This is a genomic window from Peristeroidobacter soli, from assembly GCF_004138485.1.
GTDB classification, from domain to species: Bacteria; Pseudomonadota; Gammaproteobacteria; order Steroidobacterales; family Steroidobacteraceae; genus Steroidobacter; species Steroidobacter soli.
In genome coordinates this window covers 287293-311886 of the sequence record NZ_ML142848.1, presented here as the reverse complement: position 1 = coordinate 311886, position 24594 = coordinate 287293, and the positions used below count along the sequence as shown (strand labels likewise).

The 24594-nt window shown below is 63.1% G+C and carries 19 protein-coding genes and 1 riboswitch; of the genes, 15 read left to right on the top strand and 4 right to left on the bottom strand.

Going from position 1 to position 24594, the window contains the following annotated elements; all coding sequences use genetic code 11:
• Positions 1–6: 6 nt before the first annotated feature.
• The 10 genes from EKO19_RS01185 (at position 7) to EKO19_RS01140 (ending at position 10447) form a co-directional block, all read left to right on the top strand.
• Entirely contained in the window at positions 7–1164 is a 1158-nt protein-coding gene (locus EKO19_RS01185; protein ID WP_129774586.1) for an acetyl-CoA C-acetyltransferase, read from the top strand.
• Between the two features lie 2 nt (positions 1165–1166).
• On the top strand, positions 1167–2144 hold the full coding sequence (locus EKO19_RS01180; protein ID WP_129774585.1) for an NAD(P)H-dependent flavin oxidoreductase: 978 nt from the start codon (positions 1167–1169) through the stop codon (positions 2142–2144).
• Between the two features lie 16 nt (positions 2145–2160).
• Positions 2161–3606, top strand: coding sequence for an aldehyde dehydrogenase family protein (locus EKO19_RS01175; RefSeq protein WP_129774584.1), 1446 nt, complete (start codon positions 2161–2163; stop codon positions 3604–3606).
• Positions 3603–4646 carry an AraC family transcriptional regulator gene (locus EKO19_RS01170; protein WP_129774583.1) on the top strand — a complete coding sequence of 348 codons (1044 nt, stop codon included), beginning with the start codon at positions 3603–3605 and terminating at the stop codon, positions 4644–4646. Before EKO19_RS01175 ends, EKO19_RS01170 begins: the two co-directional genes overlap by 4 nt.
• A complete protein-coding gene (locus EKO19_RS01165) occupies positions 4647–4958 on the top strand; it encodes an enoyl-CoA hydratase/isomerase family protein (RefSeq protein ID WP_322095734.1) in 312 nt (103 codons plus the stop codon).
• Positions 4959–5017: 59 nt separating this feature from the next.
• On the top strand, positions 5018–5569 hold the full coding sequence (locus EKO19_RS01160; protein ID WP_129774581.1) for a hypothetical protein: 552 nt from the start codon (positions 5018–5020) through the stop codon (positions 5567–5569).
• 390 nt (positions 5570–5959) lie between these two features.
• Positions 5960–7114 carry an acyltransferase family protein gene (locus tag EKO19_RS01155; protein WP_157995053.1) on the top strand — a complete coding sequence of 385 codons (1155 nt, stop codon included), beginning with the start codon at positions 5960–5962 and terminating at the stop codon, positions 7112–7114.
• Between the two features lie 42 nt (positions 7115–7156).
• Positions 7157–9088, top strand: a complete 1932-nt coding sequence (locus EKO19_RS01150; RefSeq protein ID WP_129774579.1) for an ATP-binding protein — start codon at positions 7157–7159, stop codon at positions 9086–9088.
• Positions 9085–9789: a response regulator gene (locus EKO19_RS01145; RefSeq protein WP_407676628.1), complete on the top strand. Its 705-nt coding sequence runs from the start codon at positions 9085–9087 to the stop codon at positions 9787–9789. Before EKO19_RS01150 ends, EKO19_RS01145 begins: the two co-directional genes overlap by 4 nt.
• 430 nt (positions 9790–10219) lie before the next feature.
• Positions 10220–10447, top strand: a complete 228-nt coding sequence (locus EKO19_RS01140) for a hypothetical protein (RefSeq protein WP_129774577.1) — start codon at positions 10220–10222, stop codon at positions 10445–10447.
• A gap of 78 nt (positions 10448–10525) precedes the next feature.
• Here the strand turns inward: EKO19_RS01140 and EKO19_RS01135 are convergent, their stop codons facing one another.
• Positions 10526–11107, bottom strand: coding sequence for a hypothetical protein (locus tag EKO19_RS01135; protein ID WP_129774576.1), 582 nt, complete (start codon positions 11105–11107; stop codon positions 10526–10528).
• Between the two features lie 176 nt (positions 11108–11283).
• Here EKO19_RS01135 and EKO19_RS01130 point away from each other — a divergent pair, with 176 nt between their 5' ends.
• The 5 genes from EKO19_RS01130 (at position 11284) to EKO19_RS01110 (ending at position 19114) form a co-directional block, all read left to right on the top strand.
• Entirely contained in the window at positions 11284–12525 is a 1242-nt protein-coding gene (locus EKO19_RS01130; protein WP_129774575.1) for an ATP-binding protein, read from the top strand.
• Positions 12522–13079 carry a response regulator transcription factor gene (locus EKO19_RS01125; protein ID WP_129774574.1) on the top strand — a complete coding sequence of 186 codons (558 nt, stop codon included), beginning with the start codon at positions 12522–12524 and terminating at the stop codon, positions 13077–13079. Before EKO19_RS01130 ends, EKO19_RS01125 begins: the two co-directional genes overlap by 4 nt.
• An 83-nt stretch (positions 13080–13162) precedes the next feature.
• Complete coding sequence (locus EKO19_RS01120; protein ID WP_217705065.1) at positions 13163–15241, top strand: TonB-dependent copper receptor; 2079 nt, start codon at positions 13163–13165, stop codon at positions 15239–15241.
• 26 nt (positions 15242–15267) lie between these two features.
• A riboswitch (cobalamin riboswitch) is annotated at positions 15268–15494 on the top strand.
• A gap of 216 nt (positions 15495–15710) precedes the next feature.
• Positions 15711–18083, top strand: coding sequence for a ribonucleoside-diphosphate reductase subunit alpha (locus EKO19_RS01115; RefSeq protein WP_129774573.1), 2373 nt, complete (start codon positions 15711–15713; stop codon positions 18081–18083).
• 8 nt (positions 18084–18091) lie between these two features.
• Positions 18092–19114: a ribonucleotide-diphosphate reductase subunit beta gene (locus EKO19_RS01110; protein WP_129774572.1), complete on the top strand. Its 1023-nt coding sequence runs from the start codon at positions 18092–18094 to the stop codon at positions 19112–19114.
• Here the strand turns inward: EKO19_RS01110 and EKO19_RS01105 are convergent.
• From EKO19_RS01105 to EKO19_RS01095, 3 genes are read right to left on the bottom strand one after another with little or no spacing between them, the layout of a single operon-like run.
• Positions 19081–22185 carry an efflux RND transporter permease subunit gene (locus EKO19_RS01105; RefSeq protein ID WP_129774571.1) on the bottom strand — a complete coding sequence of 1035 codons (3105 nt, stop codon included), beginning with the start codon at positions 22183–22185 and terminating at the stop codon, positions 19081–19083. The genes EKO19_RS01110 and EKO19_RS01105 overlap by 34 nt on opposite strands.
• A gap of 2 nt (positions 22186–22187) precedes the next feature.
• Positions 22188–23171 carry an efflux RND transporter periplasmic adaptor subunit gene (locus EKO19_RS01100; protein WP_129774570.1) on the bottom strand — a complete coding sequence of 328 codons (984 nt, stop codon included), beginning with the start codon at positions 23169–23171 and terminating at the stop codon, positions 22188–22190.
• Positions 23168–24532, bottom strand: coding sequence for a TolC family protein (locus EKO19_RS01095; RefSeq protein ID WP_175596918.1), 1365 nt, complete (start codon positions 24530–24532; stop codon positions 23168–23170). The genes EKO19_RS01100 and EKO19_RS01095 overlap by 4 nt, the downstream gene beginning before the upstream one ends.
• Positions 24533–24594 lie beyond the last annotated feature (62 nt).

The window sequence follows — 24594 nt, the reverse complement described above, 5'->3', positions numbered from 1 at the left end:
ATTGTCATGGGTGATGCATTCATTGTCGCCGCGGCTCGTACCGCTGGCGGTCGTCGTAACGGTCAGCTCTCGGGCTGGCATCCGGCGGATCTCGCCGGTGAGGTCCTGAACGCGCTCGTCGATCGTAGCGGCATTGATCCGGGCGCCGTTGATGATGTGATCGTTGGCTGTGTGAGCCAGGTCGGCGAGCAGAGCTTTCATATCGGTCGCAATGCCGTGCTTGCGTCGAAGCTGCCGGACAGCGTGCCCGCCGTTTCGATCGATCGCCAATGCGGTTCGTCTCAGCAGGCGCTGCACTTCGCGGCGCAAGCAGTGATGTCCGGTACGCAGGACATCGTGATCGCAGCGGGCGTGGAGAGCATGAGTCGGGTGCCGATGGGAGCGCCGACGAACTTGGCCGTCAACGCGGGCTTCGGCGGACCTTGGAGCGAGCGCATTCAACGTCGCTATGGCGTCAAGGAGTTCAGCCAATTCACAGGCGCGAAGATGCTCGCGCAGAAGTACGGTTACACACGTGAGCAGCTCGACGCCTACGCATTGCTCAGCCATCAGCGTGCCGCCGCGGCTACGAATGCTGGCGCCTTCAAGCAGGAAATCCTTCCGGTAGAAGGCAAAGACGGCCTTCACACCAAGGACGAAGGCATCCGTTACGACGCCTCGCTCGCTTCAATCGCGGCAGTGAAACCCTTGGAAGAGGGCGGAATCCTCTCCGCTGCGAGCGCGAGTCAGATGTGCGACGGCGCGGCTGGCTTGTTGGTCGTGAACGAGCGTGCGTTGAAGCAGCACGGACTCAAACCGCTGGCCCGCATTCATCACATGACCGTGCTGGGCAGCGACCCGGTGGTCATGCTGGAAACCCCGATTCCCGCCACTCATCGTGCGCTCGAGCGCAGCGGTCTGCGCATGCAGGATATCGACCTGTATGAAGTGAACGAGGCATTCGCGCCGGTCGCGCTGGCTTGGTTGCAGGCTTTGGACGCTGACCCGCAACGGCTCAACGTCAACGGCGGTGCAATCGCGCTGGGTCATCCACTCGGTGCATCGGGCGCCAAGCTGATGAGCACCTTGATCTACGCACTCCGTGCACGCGGCAAGCGTTACGGATTGCAGGCGATGTGTGAAGGCGGCGGGTTGGCGAACGTCACCATCGTGGAGGCGCTCTGACCATGGCGCTCAAGACGGCGTTCACCGAATTGCTCGGCATCGAGCATCCCATCGTTCAAGGCGGCATGCAGTGGGTCGGTCGAGCCGAACTGGCCGCAGCGGTTTCGAACGCTGGTGCGCTCGGCATTCTCACCGCGCTGACACAGCCGACGCCGGAAGCCTTGGCGAAGGAGATCGAACGGTGTCGCGGCATGACCGACAAGCCGTTCGGCGTGAACCTGACCATCCTGCCGACGATGACGCCGCCGCCGTATGCGGAGTACCGACGCGCCATCATCGAGAGCGGCATCAAGATCGTCGAGACCGCGGGCTCCAAGCCCAAGGAACACGTCGACGACTTCAAAGCCAACGGCGTGAAAGTCATTCACAAGTGCACCTCGGTGCGTCACGCGTTGTCCGCCGAGCGGATGGGCGTGGATGTGATCTCCATCGACGGTTTCGAATGCGCCGGTCATCCAGGCGAAGACGATGTGCCCGGCCTGATCCTGATTCCGGCAACCGTGGACAAAGTGAAAATTCCCGTCATCGCTTCGGGCGGCTTCGCCGATGGTCGCGGTCTGGCGGCAGCGATGGCGCTCGGCGCGCAGGGCGTGAACATGGGGACGCGCTTCTGCGCGACTCAGGAAGCGCCGATTCATGACAAGGTCAAACAGTTTCTGGTCGACAACGACGAACGCGGCACCAATCTGATCTTCCGCAAGCTGCACAACACCGCACGCGTCGGCAAGAACAGTGTGTCCGATGAGGTCGTGCGACGTCTGAGTCGACCCGATGCGACCTTCGAAGACGTGGCCCCACTGGTGCGCGGCGCTCGGGGGCGAGAGTTGTTGGAGACCGGCAATCTCGATGCCGGTCTGGTGTGGGCGGGGCAGTCGCAGGGTTTGATCGGCGACGTGCCCACGGTTGCCGAGCTCGTCGCGCGCATCGTGCGCGACGCGCGAGCCATTATTGAACGCGATCTGCGTGCGTTTCTGCGCTGAGCGGGGGTAAGTCAGTATGCGTGACTGCGTAAAGTTTTATATCGACGGCCGCTGGGTCGAACCGGTCGGCACCGGCAAGTTCGAGGTGATCGATCCCGCGACGGAGAAAGTCGTCGGACAGGTCAGGATGGGGGCCGCAGAGGATGTGAATCGCGCGGTGACTGCTGCGCGCCGGGCATTCGATAGCTACTCGCGTACCACTCGCGAGCAACGTGTCGAGCTGCTGCAACGAGTGGCCGCACAGTTCGAAGCCCGCAAGGCTGATTTGCAAGCCGCGGTCACAGCCGAGATGGGCTGTCCGAACTGGCTCGCCGAGCAGGCGCAGGTGCCGCTGCCGGCCACTCACATCAACGTCGCTATCGAGCTGCTCAAAACCTACGCCTTCGATCATTTGAGCGGCATCACGATGGTGAGCAAGAAGCCCATCGGTGTCTGCGCGTTGATCACGCCTTGGAACTGGCCCATCTCGCTCGCTATCACCAAGATCATTCCGGCGCTCGCGGTCGGGTGCACGATGGTGTGGAAGCCGTCGGAGTTCGCGCCGTTCTCGGCACAGATCCTGGCGGAGATCATGGAGGCGGCGAAGCTGCCGCCGGGTGTGTTCAACATGATCTTCGGCGACGGGCCGACGGTCGGTGCGGCGCTCAGCAGTCATCCGGAGGTCGACGCGGTTTCGATCACCGGTTCGACTCGCGCAGGTGTCGAAGTGGCTCGCAACGCGGCCGCTACGGTCAAACGGGTGCATCAGGAACTCGGCGGCAAGAGCCCGAACGTGATTCTGGAAGACGCGGATCTGGAGAAGGCCGTGGCTTCGGGAGTGCGTTATATGTTTCTGAATTCCGGCCAGACGTGCTCGGTGCCTTCGCGCATGATCGTGCCACGCTCCAGGCTCGCGCAGGTCGTTGCCATCGCCAAGGCGACGGCTGAGACATTGCAGGTCGGTCCGCCGGATAGCGGCGCCTTCGTCGGGCCACTGGTCAATGCTTCGCAATGGAATCGCGTGCAGCAGCTGATCCAAAAAGGCATCGACGAGGGTGCGACCGTGGTGGTCGGCGGCGTGGGCAAGCCCGCGGGTCTCGCGCAGGGCTACTACGTGAAGCCGACGATTTTCTCCGATGTCACCAATGACATGACCATCGCGCGCGAAGAAATCTTCGGGCCGGTGCTGGCGATCGAGCCATACGACAGCGTCGACGAAGCGGTGCGCATCGCCAACGACACTCCTTACGGGCTCGCAGCCTATGTGCACGCAGGCACGATCGAGAAGGCGCGAGAAGTCGGTTCGAGAATCCGTGCCGGCCAGGTCTGTCTCAACGGCGACTTGGATTTGCTCGATCCTCACTCACCCTTCGGCGGCTGCAAGATGTCGGGCAACGGCCGCGAGTGGGGCGCGTTCGGCTTCGAAGCGTTTCTGGAAGAGACGGCGTACGTTGGCTATCAGCCCGCGAGTGCGGCGTCATGATGCCCGAGTTGCAGGGCGCACCGGCCATCGTCGCCGCCAGTGCGCTTCGCGGCTTTCCCGAGCTGGTTCGCGAGCTCGGCGGCGACCCCGACGCGCTACTTCGCGAGGCACAGATCGACGTCGACGCGCTCGCTACGCGAGATGCAGTCATCGAATATCGATCACTGTTGCGAGTGATGCAGTCCGCAGCCGACTCACTGTCATGCCCGGACTTCGGCTTGCAACTGGCCGCGCTGCAAGGAGGCAACAAAGCCATCGGCCCGATCGGCGTGGTGATGAAGAACTCCAAGACGCTGGGGCAGGCGATCGGCTATTGCGCCAGGCACATCCACGCGTACTCGCTCGCGACGCGGGTTCGCTTCGAGCCGGATCGGGAGCGGCACCTGTTGTTGCTGCGACTGGAGATTCTGCTTCAGGAACCCGAAGAGAGATCGCAAGCGATCGAGCACGCCTTCATGCTGGCTTGCTTGAATATTCGCGAGATCACCGCGGGCGTGGCACGCGTTCGCAAGGTCATGTTCCGTCACACTCAGCAGTCGACGCGCCTCAATTATCAGTCGCGCTTCGGCTGTCAGGTGCTGTTCGGTCAGCGGGTCGATGGATTGGTGCTCACCGAGCAGGACTTGTTGCGACCGGTCGTCGATCCCGATGATCGCGTGTACGAGATGGCGACTTCGTTCATCGAGACACGCTATCCGAAAACGCAGGCGCCGCTGTTATCTCAGGTTCGACATCGAGTGCTTCAGGGTCTGGACAGCAAGAACTGCACGTGCGAGCGGATTGCGGCCGAACTGTGCGTGCATCCTCGTACGCTGCAACGGCGGCTGCGCGCGGCAGGCACGTCCTTCGAAGACATCAAGGACAGGGTTCGTCGCGATGTGGCGCTTCGTTACCTGCAGCGGGATGACATGCTCTTCAAGCATGTGGCCGAGAAGCTTGGTTACTCGGATCCGTCGATTTTCTCACGCAGCTGTTATCGCTGGTTCTCCGCGACGCCGAGCAAACTGCGGTCGCAACTGAAGTCACAACCTCATGGATGAATCAGCGCTGGGTTTCGAGCTGACCGACGGCGTTGCTTTGCTGACGCTGAATGGCGGCGGCCCGATCCGAACGCGGCGCTGACCCGGGCACGGGAGCTTGCTCGAGCGATGTGCAGTAACTCGCCGCAGGCCATGGCGCTGACCAAGCGTGCGATCTGGGGTGCCACCGAGCTCGCCGATCCGGCCGCGGCCGTGATGGGTTGGGAACTGCTCAAGTCACAATGGGCGCACCCGGATTTCGAGGAAGGCCCGAAAGCTTTCACAGAGAAGCGCGCCCCTCGGTGGAATCCGGATCCGAACGCGCGCCGGTAGCGACTGATTCAACGTGCGGGTGACGTCCAACCGAACAGGCGTCACTGAGGAGAGGTGCCATGGGCTTCGCACGTCCCGTTCCTCCGCTGGTGTTCCTGGTTGCGATGGGAATCGGTATGACAGCGCACGCGGATCATGTGTCCGTGTGGGGCGGTGGTGGGGTCGGGACGATGCTGACGGGCGAGGGCGCCGTGTACGTCAACGGTCACAAGATGGGCGCGCTGTCGGTGGCGCTGCCGGGCGATAGATTCCGCGTGCGTTATCTGAAGGGCTCGTTCGAGCGGACGCAGGGGATTCAGAGCAATACCGGCGACAACGATCTCGACTACGAGGGTTTCGATTTCGTGGTGACGCGAGCGGCGACCGACTGGCCCGTCGACGTGGCCATTGGCGCGGCACGTTACGAGGAGGCCTATCACGTAGGCTACCCCGATCAGGATCTGGGCGGCAGCGAATTCGTGCATCGATGGGGACCGCACCTGTCGGCCCTGCGCTCCTGGCCGCTCGGTCGCTTCGTCGAAGCCTGGGCGGAAGCGGATCTTCACTACGCGCCTTATCAACCGAAGCAGACCTTCCTGCTGGTCGATATCGGACTGGGCGTGCGTTTCTGATGCCATGCCGGCACGACACTGACCGGCGCAAGCCGTCCAGGCCCGCGGTCGTTCCTGCCGACCACGAATGAGCGGCCTGTGAATTCGTTCTCATATCGAGTCGCGCAATTGGCAAGTTCGCCGACACTCGTGTGCGGTCTATCCCGAATTGCCAGGGCGGCCTGAAAAAGTCACGCCGCGATCACAACGCTGACCCTATTGTCGCTTCCGGGAGACGCGACAGGGGTTGTCGCGCGATCGAGATGGCTCGCGGGGACGCCACCTAATAATGATGAAGCATATCGTTGTGCTGACCGTCGTGGCGTTGGCTGGCTTGATCTCGATTGCATGGCTCATCAAGGACCCGCCGCGTCGTCCACCACCGCATCCTTCCTACTTGCCCGAGAAATAATGGCGGCCACCGGCGAGACAGCGTCGAGTTCAGCTCGGTTCGAGTTCATCGACGGGCTGCGAGGCGTGGCCGCGCTGCTGGTGGCGATCGCTCACCTTGCCGACGCGGCTTCCGACCGGCATCCGGGCATTCTCGGGCCCGGGATCGCGGAGCTGGCCTCTTTCGGCCGCTACGGCGTACAGATCTTCTTCGTGCTCAGCGGTTTCGTGATCGCCCACAGCCTGACCGCCGGCGAGTACTCGTTCAAGTATTTCGGCCGGTTCGCCGCCCGCCGGTTCGTACGCCTCGACCTGCCGTACTGGTCGGTGATCCTGCTGGAAGTGGGGCTGCTGTGGCTCAGCGGCCATTTGCTGGTGCAGTACTCCCGGGAGTTGCCCTCGACCGCGCAGATCCTCACGAATGCGTTCTATGTGCAGACCTTCCTGGGCTATGAGCACATCCTGCCGGTGTTCTGGACGCTGTGCTACGAAGTGCAGTTCTACATGGTATTGGTACTGTCGCTGGTGCTGCTGGAAAAAATGCGCAATGCCGGCGTCAGTGTCGTCACCCTTCGTACCATCGCCAGCGTCGCGCTGTCGCTGACCTTTCTCTGGTCGATCTGCCTGTTCGTCGGTCTGCTGCCGCCGTTGCGGCCGGGGCTGTTTCTGGACCGCTGGTTCCAATTCGCGCTGGGCGTGGTCGTCTACCTTTACTATCGCGGTCACTGCGACCGGGATGTGCTCATCGTCTCGATGGTCGTGTGCGTGGTTGCCGCGGTGGTGTTCGGCGACGGCACTTATCGAGTCGCGGCTCCGCTGGTGACCGCCGCCACCGGTCTCGCGATCGTGGCGAGCTTTCGATTCGAGCCCTGGCGCAAGTCCCTCGCCGGACCGGTCATGCAGTTCCTGGGGCGCATCTCTTACAGCTTGTATCTATTGCACCTCGGCATCGGTTGGCGCACCACCGTCCTGGTCCGGGAACTGATTGGCGTCCACTATTCCACTGTCTGGGCCTACATCGCATTCCTCTGCGGCATGCTGACGAGCATCGTCGCCGCGTGGATCATGAATGTCCTGATCGAGCGGCCGGCCATGAAACTGGCGCGGACCATTGAGCTGCCCAAGCAGGGGCCTCGTACTTTGACTGGTGTACTCGTCCCGGCGCCTGCGCCATAGTAGGCCATCGCAGCTGGCAACCAACCAAACACCCCTGGATTCATGGCGCCTCCGCCGAGTCGTAAACAACGAGTGCTGGTGGCCGTGGGAGCGGATCCACAAGCCGAACAAGTGATGCTGGCGGGGAAGCGCGTGGCCGATTTGCTGGCGGCGCCGTGGACGCTGGTCTTCGTCGAAACGCCCTCTTCACGCAATGGCTGGGCCGAATTGCAGCGCCTCGCGGCGTCGTTCGGTGCGCAGACAGTGACGTTGGATGGGCCGTCCGCCTCGGAAGCGTTGCTGGACTATGCACGGATCTCCGAAGCGACCCATCTCGTGATTGGCGCGCCGAAGCGACGCGGGCTGCTTGCCTGGTTGCGGCCATCGACGACGTGGCGTCTGGTCCGCAAGGCTGAGGGCTTCGACGTCATCAGCGTCGATGCTGGCCATGGCGAGCGCGTCGACGCACGAGCCGTGGACGCCTCCGAGACCGGCCTGCTGGCATCCATCCAATGGCGGCGTTATGCATGGGCGCTCGCGATCAGCGCGCTCACCACCGCCATCACGTACGCGATGGATCCATTTTTCGCGCTGCCTAACATCGTGATGACTTACCTGGCCAGCTCGGCGTTCGTCGGTATCAAGTTCGGCCGCGGGCCCGCGGCGCTGGCCTGTCTGGCCAACGTCATCCTGCTCGCCGTGTTTTTCGTGCCGCCGCGCTTCATGCTGACGATGTCCGATCTGCAGTATCTGGTCACGTTCACTGTGATGTTGATCGTCGCGGTCACCATGGCGAATCTGATGGGTAGTGTGCGCCGGCAGATCCGGGCCACCGGAGATCGAGAGCGGCGCACGGCATTGCTATATGCGATGAGCCGCGATCTCAGTGCCACGCGCGGTGTCGCGAACATGTCGCGCATCGCGGTTCGACACATCGTGGAAGTTTTCGATTGCAACGCTGCCGTGCTGCTGCCCGATGCCACCGGCAAGTTGCAACGTCCCGACGAGGCGCCGATCGAGGGGTCGTTCCGAAACGCCGACCTGTCCGTGGCGCAGTGGGTATTCGATCATGGGCCGCGCGGCGGTCTCGGTTCCGATCACAGGCCGGAGTCGCCGGCAATGTATCTTCTGCTCACCCACGAGCAGCAACGCTTCGGTGTGCTGGCGGTGTTGCCACAGACCAAGCGGCGATTGCTGGCACCGGAGCAGACCCGTCTGCTGGAAGCGTTCGCTGAGCAGTTGAGTCTCGCCGTCGAACGTGCCGGCTTGTCGGCTGCCGCCGAAGCAGGGCGGGTCGCCGCGGAAACCGAAAGCCTGCGCAATACGTTATTGGCTTCGATATCGCACGATTTGCGCACGCCGCTGGCGGCGATTGCCGGCGCCAGCAGCACGCTGGCCGAGCGGGGACGAGAGCTCGACGACGGCATCCGCACCCAGCTGGCCCGCTCGATCGAAGCGAAGGCCGTGGAAATGTCGGAGATCGTTTCCAACGTGCTGGATCTGATGCGCTTCGAATCGGGCCAGATCACGCTCAGGCGCGACCTGCACGCGCTCGATGATTTGATCGGCTCGGCGCTGGGCCGGGTCGAAGAGCGCCTGCGCAGCCATCCGGTCCGCATCGATCTGCCCAATGACCTGCCTGTGTTACACGTGGATGGCACTTTGATCGTGCAAGCGCTCGCCAACATCTTCGACAACGCGGCCAAGTACACGCCTGCGGAGGCGGTCGTTCATATCAGGGCGCGGCTCGAGGCAGAGCGGGTGCTGGTGGAAATCGACGATGAAGGGCCTGGTTTTCCAGCCGTCGATCGCGAGCGCCTGTTCGACAAATTCAGTCGCGGACAGGATGAAGGCGCGGTCGCCGGCGCCGGCCTGGGATTGGCGATTTGTCGCGCCATCGTCCATGCGCATGGCGGCACGATTCGCGCGACCGACCGGCCAGGCGGCGGGGCGCGGGTCGAGTTCGATCTTCCAACCACTGCAGGCTCGCCGTGACCCAGGCCATGCACCGCATTCTGGTCGTGGAAGACGACCCGACCATTCGCTCCGTGCTGCGCGCACTGTTGCAGTCCGAGCCGTATCGTCTGGTCGAGGCCGAGACAGCGGCGCGAGCGTTGATCGAAGCGCGGACTCATCGACCCGATCTGCTGCTCGTCGATCTGGGGCTGCCCGATGCCGACGGCATGTCTGTGATCCAGGGCGTTCGCGCGTGGTCCAGCGTGCCCATCATCGTGTTGTCGGCGCGGACCATGGAAACACAGAAGGTGGCGGCACTCGAGGCTGGCGCCGATGACTACGTCACCAAACCGTTCAGTGCGCCCGAGTTGATCGCGCGAGTGCGCGCCGCTCTACGCCGGACTTCGCGAGGCTCGGATCGCACGGCCATCGTCCGGCTCGGTGATGTCACGATCGACCTGACCCGCCGGGAGGCACGCGCCGCCAACAAGGAAATCCGTTTCACTCCGCTGGAATATCGAGTGCTCGAGTCGCTCGCGCGTCAGGCCGGGATGATCGTGACCGCCAATCAGCTGATTCGCGAAGCGTGGGGCCCGGATCGAGCGCACGATACGCAGAGTTTGCGCGCGTGCTTGAAACATCTGCGTCAGAAGCTGGAACCGAATCCGGCACAGCCGGTGTTCATCATCACCGAAACCGGGCTGGGCTATCGGCTGCGACCGAGCGACGCGCCGGCTTAAAGCCGCTCGCTCAGGTAGCGCACCAGATTGTTCAACTGATGCTGCTGCGTATAGCAACGACAATAGCGCCGGCACATCGGTTTGATAGCCGCCGAAGGTGATGTGCGAGGACGCGTCGTTCCAATGCGGGCGGACCAGTTCCACTTCTTCACCGACGTTGCCGAGGAACAGAACGTGAATGTCGTCACGCTTCAGTTGCTGCACCAGATGCACGCAGCGCCCATCAAGACATGAACGCCCTTGCGCTCATGTAAAAGTCCCATGTAGACGATCACTCGCCGGCGCCTGGGAATGTTGAAGCGCCGATAGACCAGCTCGCCGTGACGCGACGTGCGTCGAGATTTGTCCGCGTCGACCCCGGTCGGAATGATCAGGGTTCTGCTCCGCCACGTTCGAAGGCTGGGCGGTGCCGGTTCAGGTGCGCACCGCCATGTGCAACAGTTTTCCCCGTATCATGGTGGAGTTTGCGGATGCATCGAAGAACATCTGGTATCCGGCGAATGCGGGCGAGAGCAGCAAATATTTCCTCGCGACGGCACTGGCTGCGAAGACCAGCGGCCAGAGGATGTACTTCCTCGGGATCGATGACACAGTAACGAGCTACTGTGTGACCGGCGGTTCGGGGCGGGAAGTGCAGGTGTTCGGAGTGAGCGACTGAGCCGGCAGCGGACGGGGTGGTTCATTTGATTTCCTGGCCGCCGACAGCGGTGGCCAGGACCGCGGCGCGCTTTATCCATCAGTCGTCGCACAGCAGCTCGATTTTGCGAACGGCCAGATCCATGGCCTTCTGATCCGTCGCCTTCGCGAGCTCTTCTTTGGCGGAATCGCAATGGACTGCTTCCGACTTGACGGCATCGCTCACCTGGCTGACCGCCTGCGCGTTGGTGGGATCGCAGTAGTCGGACGACGCGCGACGAATGTTTGCTCGACTGCCGACGCGTTCGATGGCGACACAATCGTTGACCTTGATCTCGCGCTGATCGCTGATGATGCGAGTGGAGCTGCCGTCCGCCATCTGCACCGTGTACTGAATGCCGGTCCGATTGCCTTGCATGGCAGTTGCACCGGCGGCACCGACGACGGCTCCAGTGGTGGCACCGCGCCCGCGTCCGCCGGACATGATGCCGATGGTTCCGCCAATCAGCGCGCCTTGCGCGGCATTCGAGTCCAACGTGACTTGCTGCGCATTTTGTACGAGCCCGAATTGCACGCTCGCGGTCTGGCCGACCCGATGCGAGGTGGCTTCGCATCCGGCGATCGCAATGAGTGCGCCACCGACGATGCAGATGCTCATCCGGTTCGACAGGGGCTGGTACATGACCCATTCCTTCCAACCTGCAATCGGCGAAGATTCCCACCTCAGGCGCGGCGGCACTATTGGACCTGGGGCTAAAGCTGATTTGGGGCGGGTGAATTTGACCATTGACGCGCGGCTCGGCAGGCTGCGACAACTTGTCGCACCCCTGGCGTACCGATCGCCGCTACAGTCACCCCGTGGACAATTACGCTGCCCTGTCTTTCATAAGGCTGCTCGTCAATCTGCGCTGGCTGGCGATCGTCGGCCAGGCGCTCACCGTCGTGATCGTCACCGGCCCGCTGCAGGTGGACTTGCCCGAGGCGCCGCTGTGGTGGGGCATCGGCGCGCTCGCGGCGTTCAATGGGTTTGCCGCCTGGCGGGTGCGTCGTTCCTTCGAGGTGAGCGCGCCCGAAGTCTTTGGGCACATGCTCGTGGATATCGTGGTGCTGGCCTGGATGGTGGCCTGGAGCGGCGGCGTGGAGAACCCGTTCTCCTCGCTGTTTCTGTTGCCGATCGCGTTGTCGATCCTGGCGTTGCCGGGCCGTTGGATGGCGGCGATCGCGGCGGCGGCCATCGCAGGCTATTGCGCGTCCGCGCTCGCCGGCCGCGAATTGCCTCATGTGCATGGCCTGTTCAGCGATGCGTTCAGCATCCATAAGGTCGGCATGCTGGTGAATTTCGTGGTCTCGGCTGCCGTCGTGCTGATCTTCTTCACGCGAGTGGCCGCCGCGAGGAGAAACAGCGAGCGTGAGGTCGCCCGGTTGCGGGAGCGGTTCACTCGTAACGAGGGCATCATCGCGCTCGCCACGCACGCCGCGTCGGTGGCGCATGAGCTCAATACACCGCTCGGCACCCTGACGTTGATGGTCGAGGATCTGGCGGCGGATGCGACGACGGAGTCGCGGCGGGAAGATTATGCGACCATGAAATCGTTGCTCGAAGTGTGTCGCGACCGGGTACGAGAGCTGGCGCAGCCCGCTGAAGCCGGCCAGTCCGGCAGTCGGGCATCGAATGTCGATCTGGAACGGGTGATCGAACGCTGGCAACTGGTGCGGCCGACCATCGAGCTGCATCGTTCGGGTTCGGCGGCCACGCTCCAGAACGTCGATCCCGCGGTGGGACATTTATTGCTGGCCTTGCTCAACAATGCCGCCGATGCGGGCGAGCAGGCTGGAGCGGCGCGCGTCGATCTGCACATCGATGCCGATTCGCACCGGCTGCGAGTCTCGATACGTGACTACGGAATGGGCTTCGGTCAGGCCCAGCCGTTGCTCCCCTCGCGGCTGTTCCGGACCAACAAACCGGACGGCATGGGAATCGGTCTGGCGCTTTCGCATGCAACGGTGGAGCGGTTGGGGGGCTCGCTGTCGATGCAGGCGGCCGTGGAGGGGCAAGGGGTGTCAGTGACTTTCGATCTGCCGGCGATGGTGAAAACATGATCGCGGGTCCGGGCCTGCTGGTGGACGACGATGAGTTGTATCTGCGAACGTTGCAGCGGTCGCTGCAGAAGCGGGGCTTCACCGTCGTGCTCGCGCATACCGTCGCGGCTGCCACCGAGGCGGCACGACTGCATCGCCCGGAGTTCGCGCTCATCGATCTGCGTTTGGGCAAAGAGTCCGGGCTCGCGTTGATCGATCCGCTCAAGGCGGTGCGCGAGGACATGAAAATCCTGCTGGTCACCGGCTATGCGAGCATCGCGACGGCGGTGGAGGCAATCAAACGCGGCGCGGACAACTATTTGACGAAGCCGGTCACCGCGGATGCCATCGTGCGCGCTCTGAACGATGAGATCGAGAGCGACTCGGCGCCGGAGAACACCATGGTCCCGCTGTCGCGCGTCGAGTGGGAACATATCCAGCAGGCGCTGAGCGAAACCGACGGCAATATATCGGCCGCCGCGCGGCTGCTCGGGATGCATCGCAGATCGTTACAGCGCAAGCTGGCAAAACGTCCGGGACCGGAGCGCAAGCTCCCCGATGAGCCCGGCGAATAACGCGCGTTACTGCGACATTCGGTCGCACCCGCCCGGCCACCGCCGGAGCGACAATTCACGACATTGTCGTTAGGGAGAGAAGAGTGCGCGAGATCTCTGCGTCGCTGGCGGGTTGGTTGGTGGTCGTCGGGCCTTTGGTCGCAGGTGTGGCGAGTGCCGCGGAAGTAGAGCATCGCGCGGCATCCGGCGATGACTTGCTGGACGTCGTTGTCGTCACGGGAGTGGCGCCAAAGTTGCCGCTCACATTTATCACCGACCCCAAGCTGCCGCGCCAGCCGGTGCCTGCCAGCGACGGGGCGGACTATCTGAAAACCATTCCTGGCTTCAGCGCCGTGCGTAACGGTGGTACCAACGGCGATCCGGTGCTGCGAGGAATGTTCGGTTCGCGCCTCAATATTCTCACCAACGACGGCGCGATGCCCGGCGCCTGTCCCGCCCGCATGGACAATCCGCTCTCGTACGTGTCGCCGGAGACCTATGACCGGCTGGTCGTCATCAAGGGGCCGCAGACCGTGCTGTGGGGGCCGGGGGCGTCCGCCGGCACCATTCGTTTCGAACGCGATGCCAACGCCAATCGATTCGACCAGCCTGGAGTGCGGGTGAATGCCAATGCCTTGGCTGGATCGCACGGTCGCAACGATCAGGTGCTGGACGCGGTTGGCGGTGCGAGCCAGGGCTACGCGCGCTTGAGCGCCAATCGTTCCGAAGCGGATGACTATGAAGATGGCGACGGCAATCGCGTGCCCTCGAGCTGGCAGAAATGGAACGCGGACGCCGCGCTCGGTTGGACGCCGTCAGAGGGCACGCTGCTCGAGCTGTCCGCCGGCGCTGGCGATGGCGAAGCACGTTACGCGGGGCGTGGCATGGACGGCGCTCAGTTCGAGCGCACCAGCTATGGCCTGCGAATCGAGAAGACCGGTCTCACCGGGGTCTTGAAGGAAGTGAAGGCGAATGTTTTCTACAACTACGCCGACCACGTCATGGACAACTACACCTTGCGCGAGCCGAATCCCATGAGCTCGATGCCGATGCCCATGGCGGCGAATGTCGATCGGCGCACCACCGGCGGCAGGGTTGCGGCGATGTGGCGGCTCGCGAGCGTGGAAGTCACGGCGGGCGCCGATACTCAAGACAGCCGCCACCGAGATCGTAGCGCGATGGGGCGGGGAGCCTATGAACTGCAGCCCTGGCAGACCGACGCGGATCTTTCCAACACGGGGGCGTTCGTCGAGCTCGCGTGGCGAATGCACGATAGCGGCCGCGCCGTGTTCGGTGCGCGTGCCGATCGCGCGGAAGTCACGGACAAGCGACAGATGAGCGGCGGCATGATGCCGATGCCAAATCCCACCGCCGGCGACACTCGCAAAGAGACGCTCGCCAATGGTTTCGCTCGATACGAACATGACGTGAGTAACGCGCCCATCAGCTGGTTCGCGGGCGTTGGCCGGGCCGAACGAATGCCGGACTACTGGGAATTGTTTTCGGCGGACATGGGGCCGATGGGCTCGGTGAATGCGTTCTCCGCGCTCGATCCCGAGCAGACCACGCAGCTGGACGTCGGTTTGCAGTATCGGACTCCCCACATAGATGCATGGGTCTCGGCGTACGCCGGACGGATCGATGACTTCATCCTGTTCACTTACAGCAGCGGCGGGATGATGGGCTTGATGTCGAGCGTCGATCAGGTAGACGCCAACGTGCGTGGCGGCGAAGCGGGTGTGGAGTTCCGGCTGCTGTCGCGATGGAAACTCGGCGCCACCGTTGCTTATGCCTGGGCGGAGAACCGCGATACCGGAGCGGCATTGCCACAGATTCCGCCGCTCGATGCGCGCTTCACGCTGGCTTACGACAACACGCGCTGGTCGGCCGGCGCGCTGTTACGAATCGTCGATGGTCAGGGTCGCGTGGCTCCCGGCCAGGGCAACGTGGTGGGGCGCGACCTGAGCGAGACGGGCGGCTTCGCGGTGTTGTCGCTGAATGGTGCCTATCGCTTGTCCACGCAGATGAGTCTCTCGGTCGGCATCGACAATCTGCTCGACCGGGCCTACGCGGAGCATTTGAACCTCGCCGGCAGCGCCGACTTCGGCTATCCGGCGGATCCCGTGCGGATCAACGAGCCGGGCCGCACCGGCTGGCTGAAACTGGTCTGGAATCTGAAATGAGCGTTGACGCCTTGCGCAAACCACAATATCTTGTGCCCATCCTCGGTGCCTGCCCCAAGATCAGTGGGGTGGGCTGAAAAGGGAATCCGGTGACCGCGCCCCTCCTGGCGCGCATTCCGGAGCTGCCCCGCAGCGGTAATTGGGAACGAACGGCGCACACAGCACTGGGCTTTTGCCTGGGAAGCAGCGCCAAGTAGGTCGGCATTCGCCGCAGCCCATGAGCCCGAAGACCTGCCGAAGATCGCGCGTCGTCACAGGCGCGCACAGGCTGTCGGGCTCTCGTGGGAAAGGGCTGGCGGATGTTCGCGTCGCTGCCTTCGCAAGCGACCGCGCTCCGTTATTCCCCGCTCTCATCGATCACCCGATTTCGCTCGCGGGAGCGAAGGCCGCGTAACGGTTCGTGCTTGCAAAGCGCGAGGGCCGTGCGTTGTCTTTGCGTCGCGAGCCCCATGCTTCGGGGACCAGGAACATGCAGGCGACGCTCGATTCTCCTCAGACCGATTTTCATTTGACGCCGCCACACTCGGCTCGCACCCAGATGCGGGTCACCAAGCGCAATGGCGAGCGCGAAGCCGTCGATGTGAACAAGATCGTGCGAGCGGTCGGTCGCTGTGGCGATGGCCTCGACGCGGTCGATCCGATGCGCGTCGCATTGAAGACCATCGCCGGCTTGTACGATGGCGCGACCACGCGGGAGCTGGATGAGCTGTCGATCCGCACGGCTGCATCGTTCACGTTCGAGGAGCCCGAATATTCGCGCCTCGCGGCCCGCCTGCTCGCGGGCTTCATCGACAAGGAGGTGCAGGGGCAGGGCGTTTATTCGTTCTCGCAATCGATTCGCCTCGGCTTCGATGTCGGGCTGATCAACGAGCGCGTGATGAGCTTTGTCGAGAGTAACGCTCGCAAGCTCAACGACGCCATCGATGCGCGTCGCACGCACGAGTTCGAGTACTTCGGCCTGAAGACGCTGCACGACCGCTACTTGCTGAAGCATCCGACGCGCCGGCTCGCGCTGGAGACGCCACAGCAGTTCTGGATGCGCATCGCCTGCGCGCTGAGCACCAGCGTGCACGAGGCGATCGACCTGTATCAGGTGTTCTCGTCGCTCGACTACATTCCCAGCTCACCGACGCTGTTCAACGCCGGTACGCGTCACGAGCAACTGTCCAGCTGCTTCCTGCTCGATTCGCCGGGCGATTCGCTCGAATCCATCTATGACCGTTACAAGGACATCGCGCTGCTGTCGAAATTCTCCGGCGGCATCGGCGTGGCCTGGCATCGCGTGCGCTCCGAAGGGTCGTTGATTCGCGCCACCAATGGCCTGTCGAACGGCATCGTGCCGTGGTTGAAGACGCTCGACTCGTCGGTCGCGGCCGTGAATCAAGGTGGTAAGCGGAAGGGCGCGGCTTGTGTTTATCTGGAGCCGTGGCACGCCGATATCGAAGCGTTTCTGGAGCTTCGCGACAACACGGGCGACGAAGGCCGTCGCACTCATCACATCAACCTCGCGAACTGGATCTGCGATCTGTTCATGCGCCGGGTGGAAGCGGATGAAATGTGGTCGCTGTTCGATCCGAAGGACGTGCCGCAGTTGCCGGATCTGTGGGGCGAGGCGTTCGATGCGGCCTATGCCCAGGCCGAGGCGCAAGGACTGGCGCGGAAGTCCGTTCGTGCACGCGACTTGTATGCTCGCATGATGCGCACGCTGGCGCAGACCGGCAACGGCTGGATGACCTTCAAGGACAAGTGCAACCGTGCGGGCAATCAAACCGCGCGTGCCGGCAATACGATTCACCTGTCGAATCTGTGCACCGAGATTCTCGAGGTGACGAGCGAGGGCGAGACGGCGGTCTGCAATCTCGGCTCCATCAATCTGGGCCGTCATGTGATCGACGGCGCCTTCGATTTCGACAAGCTGGCGCAGACGGTGCAGACGGCCGTGCGGCAGTTGGATCGCGTCATCGATCTGAACTTCTATCCGATCGCCACGGCGCGCGCCTCGAACATGCGCTGGCGTCCGGTCGGCCTCGGCGTGATGGGCCTGCAGGATGTGTTCTTTCAGCTGCGGCTGGCGTTCGACAGCTCGCAAGCGAAGCAGATGTCGACGCGCATTGCCGAGACGGTCTACTTCCACGCCCTGCGGACATCGATGGAGCTGGCCCGAGAGCTGGGACCGCACGATACGTTCAAGGAAACGCGCGCAGCGGAGGGTGAGTTGCAGTTCGACAGCTGGGGCGTCACGCCGTCGGATGTGGCGCAGTGGAATACGTTGCGCGATGAAATCAAAGCGCACGGCCTGCGTAACAGTTTGCTGATCGCCATCGCGCCGACCGCCACGATCGCCTCGATCGCCGGTTGTTACGAGTGCATCGAGCCGCAGGTCTCCAACCTGTTCAAGCGCGAGACCCTGTCTGGCGATTTCCTCCAGGTGAACCGGTATCTGGTGGAGGAGTTGAAGCAGCTCGGATTGTGGACCGACGAGATTCGCAATCAGATCAAGCTCGCCGATGGCTCGGTGCAGGGCATTGCGGATATTCCCGAGGCGCTGCGCGCCATCTATCGCACGGCTTGGGAGGTGCCCATGCGAGGGCTGATCGATCTGGCGGCGGCGCGTGGCGCGTACATCGATCAGAGCCAGTCGTTGAACCTGTTCATTGCCAATCCCACGATCGGTCAGCTCTCCAGCATGTACATGTATGCGTGGAAGAGCGGCATCAAGACGACCTACTACTTGCGTTCGCGTCCGGCGACCAACATCGCGAAGACGACGGTGCAGGTGAGCGACACGGCCGCCGTGGTGTGTTCCTTGGAAAATCCTGAAATGTGCGAGGCCTGCCAGTGAGCGCCGTCATGACTTCGACTTCACGCCGGGCTTCGTTGCTGGATTCGGGCTTCGATCTGACCTTGCGTCCGATGCGCCATCCGCGCTTCTACGAAATGTACCGGGCTGCGATCAAGAACACCTGGACGGTCGAGGAGATCGACTTCCAGATCGATCTGAGTCATCTGTCGCAGCGAATGACGCCGGCCGACCGGCATCTGATCGAGCGGCTGGTGGCGTTCTTCGCCACCGGCGATTCGATCGTCTCCAACAACCTGGTCATCAGCCTGTACCGGCACATCAATTCGCCCGAGGCGCGCATGTATCTGTCGCGCCAGCTGTTCGAGGAGGCGCTGCACATCCAGTTCTATCTCACGCTGCTCGACAACTACGTTCCGGATCAGCAACGGCGCGCGCAGGCGTTCGCCGCCATCGAGAACATTCCGTCGATCCGGCGCAAGGCCGAGTTCTGTCAGAAGTGGACCGATGAGGTGTTCGGCCTGCAGCGGATCGCGAGCGATGACGACAAGCGTCGTTTCCTGCTGAATCTGACGTGCTTTGCCAGCTGCATCGAGGGCTTGTTCTTCTTCGGTGCGTTCGCCTACGTCTATTTTCTGCGCTCCCGCGGACTGCTGCCCGGCTTGGCCGCCGGCACGAACTGGGTGTTCCGTGACGAGAGTGCGCACATGGCGTTCGCATTCGAAGTCATCAACACCGTGCGCCGGGAAGAGCCACATCTTTTCGACGCTTCCTGGGCGCGGCAGGTGCAGGCCATGATCGAGGAAGCGGTCGAGTGCGAGGCTGCGTTCGCTGAGGATGTGCTGTCGGGCGGAGTCGTCGGTCTGACTCGTCGCGAGATGCGGCAGTACCTCGAATACGTTGCCGATCAGCGCTTGCGGGTGCTGCATCTGCCGACGCGTTACAACGTGCGCAATCCCTTCGCGTTCATGGAACTGCAGGATGTGCAGGAGCTGACCAACTTCTTCGAACGCCGCGTGTCGGCGTATCAAGTGGGCGTTCAGGGCGAGGTTGCGTTCGACGAAGCCTTCTGAAGCTCGAACCGTCCGAACCGGACGGCCAGCGCCGGCAGGACCAGCAGGTTCAACAGCATGCTGGTCACCAGACCGCCCAGGATGACGATGGCCATCGGGCCTTCGATTTCCTTGCCGGCCTCTTCGCTGCCGACCGCGATGGGCAGCAGGCCGAGGGCGACGACCAATGCGGTCATGACGATGGGCACGAGGCGTTCGCTCGCGCCCTGCAGGGCGGTCGCCAGGCCCCAGGGTCTGCCTTCACGAGTCACCAGTTCCTCGTAGTGGGAGATCATGAGGATGGAATTGCGCATGCTGATGCCGAACAGCGAGATGAAGCCGACCATGGCGCCGATCGACAGCGCGCCGCCGGTGAGCAGCAGGATGAGCACGCCGCCGGCCAATGCAAACGGAATGTTGGCCATCACGAGCAGCAGGTTGCGCCGGTTGGCGAACACCATCGACAGAAGCATGACGATCACGATCACCACGAACGCGGAATGCAACAGCAATTCGTTCTGCGCCGTCACCCGGGCTTGCTCCGCGCCGCCGACGACCACCGAAACATCCGGTGGCAACGCGATGTCGGAACGGAGCTTCTCCTGAACGGCCTGCGCGAACGAGCTCGAGTCGCGGCCAACGACGTCTGAAGTGACCTGCTGACGCCGTTGCGTGCCCTCGTGCATGATCACGTAGCGGCCTGACGTGTTTTCGATGTTCGCCAGCTCCCGCAGAGGCAGCGTCGTGCCAGCGGCGTTCCGTATCGACATTCCGCCAATCGCCTCCGGATCCCGGCGACTGCCAGGTTCGAGGATGACCGCTACCTCGAACACCCGGTTGTTATCGTTGGTCTGCGCCACCACGACGCCTTGGTAAGCGAATTGGATGGCTTCGAGCACCTCCAACGGTGCGAATCCGTATTGGCGCAGACGATCCGGGCGCAAGATGACTTCGAGTTCGGGCGCGCCGGCTTGGGTTTGCGACAGTACGTCGGCCGCGCCCGGCACCGTAGCCACGACATTCCTGATTTGCTGAGCGACGCGGTCCAGAACGTCGAGGTCTTCGCCGAAGATATTGATCACCAGCTCGCCGCGGCCGCCGGTGAGAATCTCTTCGATGCGTTCTTCCAGGAACGGCGTGACGGCAAAGCTGATGCCGGGAAACGTTTTCAGCGCCGCCCGGATCTCCTCCTGGACCTGTTCCTCGTCCTCGCCGGAGAGCCGCTTCAGCTCGATGTGAAATTCGCTGAACTCAGGGCCCGCCGTGTCTTCACCCTGTTCGGCGCGCCCGAGCTGTTGGGATACCGATTGTATGTGCGGGTTCTGCAACAGCTCCTGCGTGATCCGCCCACCCAAGTGGAGCCCCGCGTCGACCGAAGTTCCTGGAGCGGTCATCACTCGCAGAACGTAATGACCTTCCTTGAACTCCGGCAGGAACTCTCCGCCCATGAAGGGCAGTGCGCACAAGGCAGCGAGGCATACGACGGCAGTGCCGCCGATGATGAGTCGGGGGCGCCGGTCGATCCGCTCCAGAACGCGTCGGTGCCAGTGTTTCAATCGTTCGATATAGCCGGGCTCCCGCGCATCCGTATTCGCGAGCAGCAGGCTGCACAGCGCCGGCGTCAACGTGATCGCGACGATGAGCGAAGCGATGGCGGCCAGGACGAACGACACGGCCAGCGGCGCGAACAGTCTGCCGTTGATGCCCGACATCATGAGCACGGGCCAGAACACGGCGACGACGATGAAGGTCGCATACACGATGGGGCTGCGTACTTCGAGCGTCGCATCGATGACCACAGTATCGAATGGCTTCGGCTCGGCGCTCGCCCGGTTCTCGCGCAGGCGTCGCCATACGTTTTCCAGCCCGATGATGGCATCGTCGACGACTTCGCCGATGGCGATGGCAAAGCCACCGATCGTGATGGTGTTGATCGATGCGCCGAAATGCTCGTAGGCCACCAGTGCCATCAGCAGGGACAGGGGGATCGTGGCAATCGCGATGAAGGCGCTGCGAAGATTGGCCAGGAAGAACAGCAGCACCACGATCACCAGCGCGCCGCCGATCAACAGCGCGGTGGTGATGTTGCGAATCGAAGTCTCGATGAAATTGGCGGGGCGGAACAGCGCCGGATGCAGCGTGACTCGTTCGGCGTTCAGAATCGGCCGCAGCTGGGCAAGCGCCGCTTCGACCGCAATCGTCACATCCCGCGTGTTCGCGCCGTACTGGCCATGGATGTTCATGATGACGCCGGGCTGGCCCATGACCAGCGCATCGCCGATCTTCGGCTCAGGCCCATCGACGACGTTCGCGACGTCGCGCAGTCGCACGCTCGTGGTGCCATGTTGTGCAACCACGGCTTCGGCCAGGGCGGCCGCGGAGAGGGACTGTCCTTCAGTGCGTAGCGTGATGCGTTGATTGTCGGTCTCGATGAACCCAGCGCCTCGGACGCCAGTGGATCTGCTCGCGGCCGCGACGACCTCATCGATCGACAATCCATACAGCATCATGCGATCCGGCAGGAGCTGGATCTGCAATTGCCGGATCTCGCCGCCGAATGTCTCCACGCGTGCGACGCCAGGAACGCCGAGCAATCGCTGTCGCACGGTCCAGTCGGCCATCGTGCGCAGTTCCATCGGCGAGTGATGTTCGGAGGTGAGGCCGATCGACAGCACCATGCTGGTGGACGATGCGAGCGCGCCCATGGCAGGCGTGTGAACGCCGGTGGGAAGGGTGCTGCCGAGCTGCGCGAGACGTTCGGCGGTCAGCTGGCGCACTCGATAGATGTCGGCGTCGTCTTCGAAAACCAGCGTGACGACCGAGAGTCCCTGGATGGATTGCGAGTAGATGTTCTCCAGCGCGGGCGTGCCATTCAGGCTGTACTCGATCGGGCGCGTCACCAGCGTCTCGACCGCTTCGGCGGACAAGCCCGGTGCTTCCGTTTGCACGACGATTTGCGGTGGCGCGAACTCCGGAAAGACGTCGAGCTTCGCGCGCTGAGCGATGAACAGGCCGTAGGCCGCCAGCAGCAGGGCAGTGGCCACGACCAGAACGCGGCAGCGGACACACAGCGCGACGATGCGACGGAGCATGCTCAGTCCGCCAGATGAATCTGAGATCGAAGCTCTTCGGAGAGCAGAGTCTGCGCGCCGTTGACGGCGACGCGACCTGAAGGCGCGACACTGGCCTCGAGGAACCAGCCGTCATCGAAGGCATGTTCCAGCAGGACGGGTTTGCGTTCGAAAGTGCGATCGGCCGTTTGCACGTACACCCAGGGCTGTCCCTGGTGACGAACGATGGCGGAGCGCGGTACTAGCACGCCGCGCAGTCGCGGTCCTTCGAGTGTGAGAAAGGCAACGATGCCCATCCCGGGCCGCAGCTCGAACGAGTTGGGCTGGAGCAGAAACAGGAAACCCTGGCCGGGCGTCTGTGCGGATGCCATCGTCGCCCGACCTAGAAATCGCGCCTCCGCGGAGCGTGTGGAATCGAAAGGAGACTCGATGCGTGCAGCGGCGGGCGACGACTGCAGCGACTCGCCGGCCGCGAGGTCCACCTGGATCAACACCGCGTCCAGGCTCGATAGCGATTGCACCAGCCGAGCCGCATCGCTTTTGATGAACGCTGCACCCCAGGCACTGCCGAGCCTGCTGCGAATCGTCTCTACTTGAATCTGATCGCGCTTCACCGTGACCGACGCAGTCTCCACCGTGCGTGCCGACGCGTTTTGATCGTTCGCGTGCAGCGCCTGTACGCGTTCGTATTCTTTGGTCGACGCTTCGAGCGAGGCCTGGGCGGAGCGCAGTTCGGCGAGCATATCGAGCAGCGGCTGAGTGTCGACGACGCGCCCGTAGCCTTTCACCTCCTGCGCGACCTCGCGAGGTTCGAGGTCGGCCAGGACGATTCCGGCCTGGGTCTGCCGTTCCCGATCCAGCTGCACGACGCCGGGAGTGGAGTTGTTCCCGGTTGCTTCATCGTCATCCGGCTGCTGCAGTTCTTCCGCGTTGAAGTGAGCGAGCCCCCACACCGCCAGAGCGCCGATGAGTATCCCGCCTGCCAAAGCCGCCCAGGTGTTTTTCATTGGAGTGCATCGATTGCGGCGAGCGGCTGTTGAAGCGCATCTTCCAGCTCGCCGGCGGCCTGTGCCGCTCGAGTTTCGATGTCGAGAACCGCCACGGCGCTGACCGCGGCTTCGAGCTTCGACGTTTGATATTCCAGTTGATCGATATCGCCGGCGCGCAGGCGCAGGTCCTGGCGAGCGATATCGTTTGCGAGTGCCTCGTGAAGCGTGCGTGCTCGCGCCAGTTGATCTCTCGTGAGACGGTGAGTGGCATTGACCTGATCGATCTGCGCAATGACGCCTGTTTCGAGCGCACGAAAGCGAGCCGCGCTTTCGTCGCGTCGCGCTTCCGCCTGGGCGATGCCGCCTCGATTACGATTCAAGGGCAGCTCCAAGCCGAGCCCCAGGCTCCATTTGCTCTCCCCTTGATCCCACTCGTACGCCGGTCCCAGATGGATATCGGGATATTGTTTGGCGATCTCCGTCTGCAGATCGGCCTCGCTCGCCGCGTACTCGGCGAGCCCGGCGGCAATATCGGCTCGATGTTGAAGCGCGAGCCGACGTGACTGTGCCACATCGAGAGCGGGGGCCGGATCGAGAGCGAAGTTCAACGGCACGCCGGTAAGCGCATGTAACGGCACACCAAGCGCACGCGCGAGATTGCTTTGAGCATCCTTCTGTTGCCGCTCTGCTTCGGCGAGGTCGAGCTGCAGACGGGTTGTGGCGAGTCGGGCAGGCGAGAGGTCGGCGGCCGATGCCGCACCGAGCTCGAACCGCTGCTGCAGGAGGTCTGTGATACGTTGCTGCACGCTCAGTTGCTCTTGTAACAACGCGAAGCGGCGTTGCGCGGCGGTCAGCTCGATCAATGCCGATCGCAATTCACTCCGAACCTGCCAGGCGGCACCGATGAAATTCAGCCGTGCCGCTTCCGCAAGATGCCGGGCTTTACTGATTCGAAGACGACGCTTGCCGGCCGTCTCGATCGGAATATCCAGGGATACGCCGGGTAGCCAGGGCGACGTGCCACTCTGCGCATCGACGTTGTAAGTGGGCGTCACGGTGAGCGAGGGGTTGGTCCGCATCGCTGCAGAAGCCACTGTCGCTTCGGCTGTTTGCCACTCGGCGCGTGCCAGCTGAAGATCGCTATTGAAGTGGAATGCAGCGAGCGTCAGAGCCGACAGATCCCACGACGGTCGCGGCCAGGGTTCGGCGAGCTGCGGGGCGGCGGTCTGCAGAAACGCCCGCAGGTCATCGTCATTCAAGCTGAGCGTGTGGTACTTCTCAGCGATGGTCTCCGGTTGCAGCGGTCGAGGTTCGAAGTGGGTACAGGCTGTGAGCGTCAACAGGCTTGCCGCGAGGATCGAGGCGCGACGGAGCGGCATCGGGTACATCGCCCCATAGTGCCAGCGCGGCAGTAACACAACTCTGACGAAACTTTGACGAA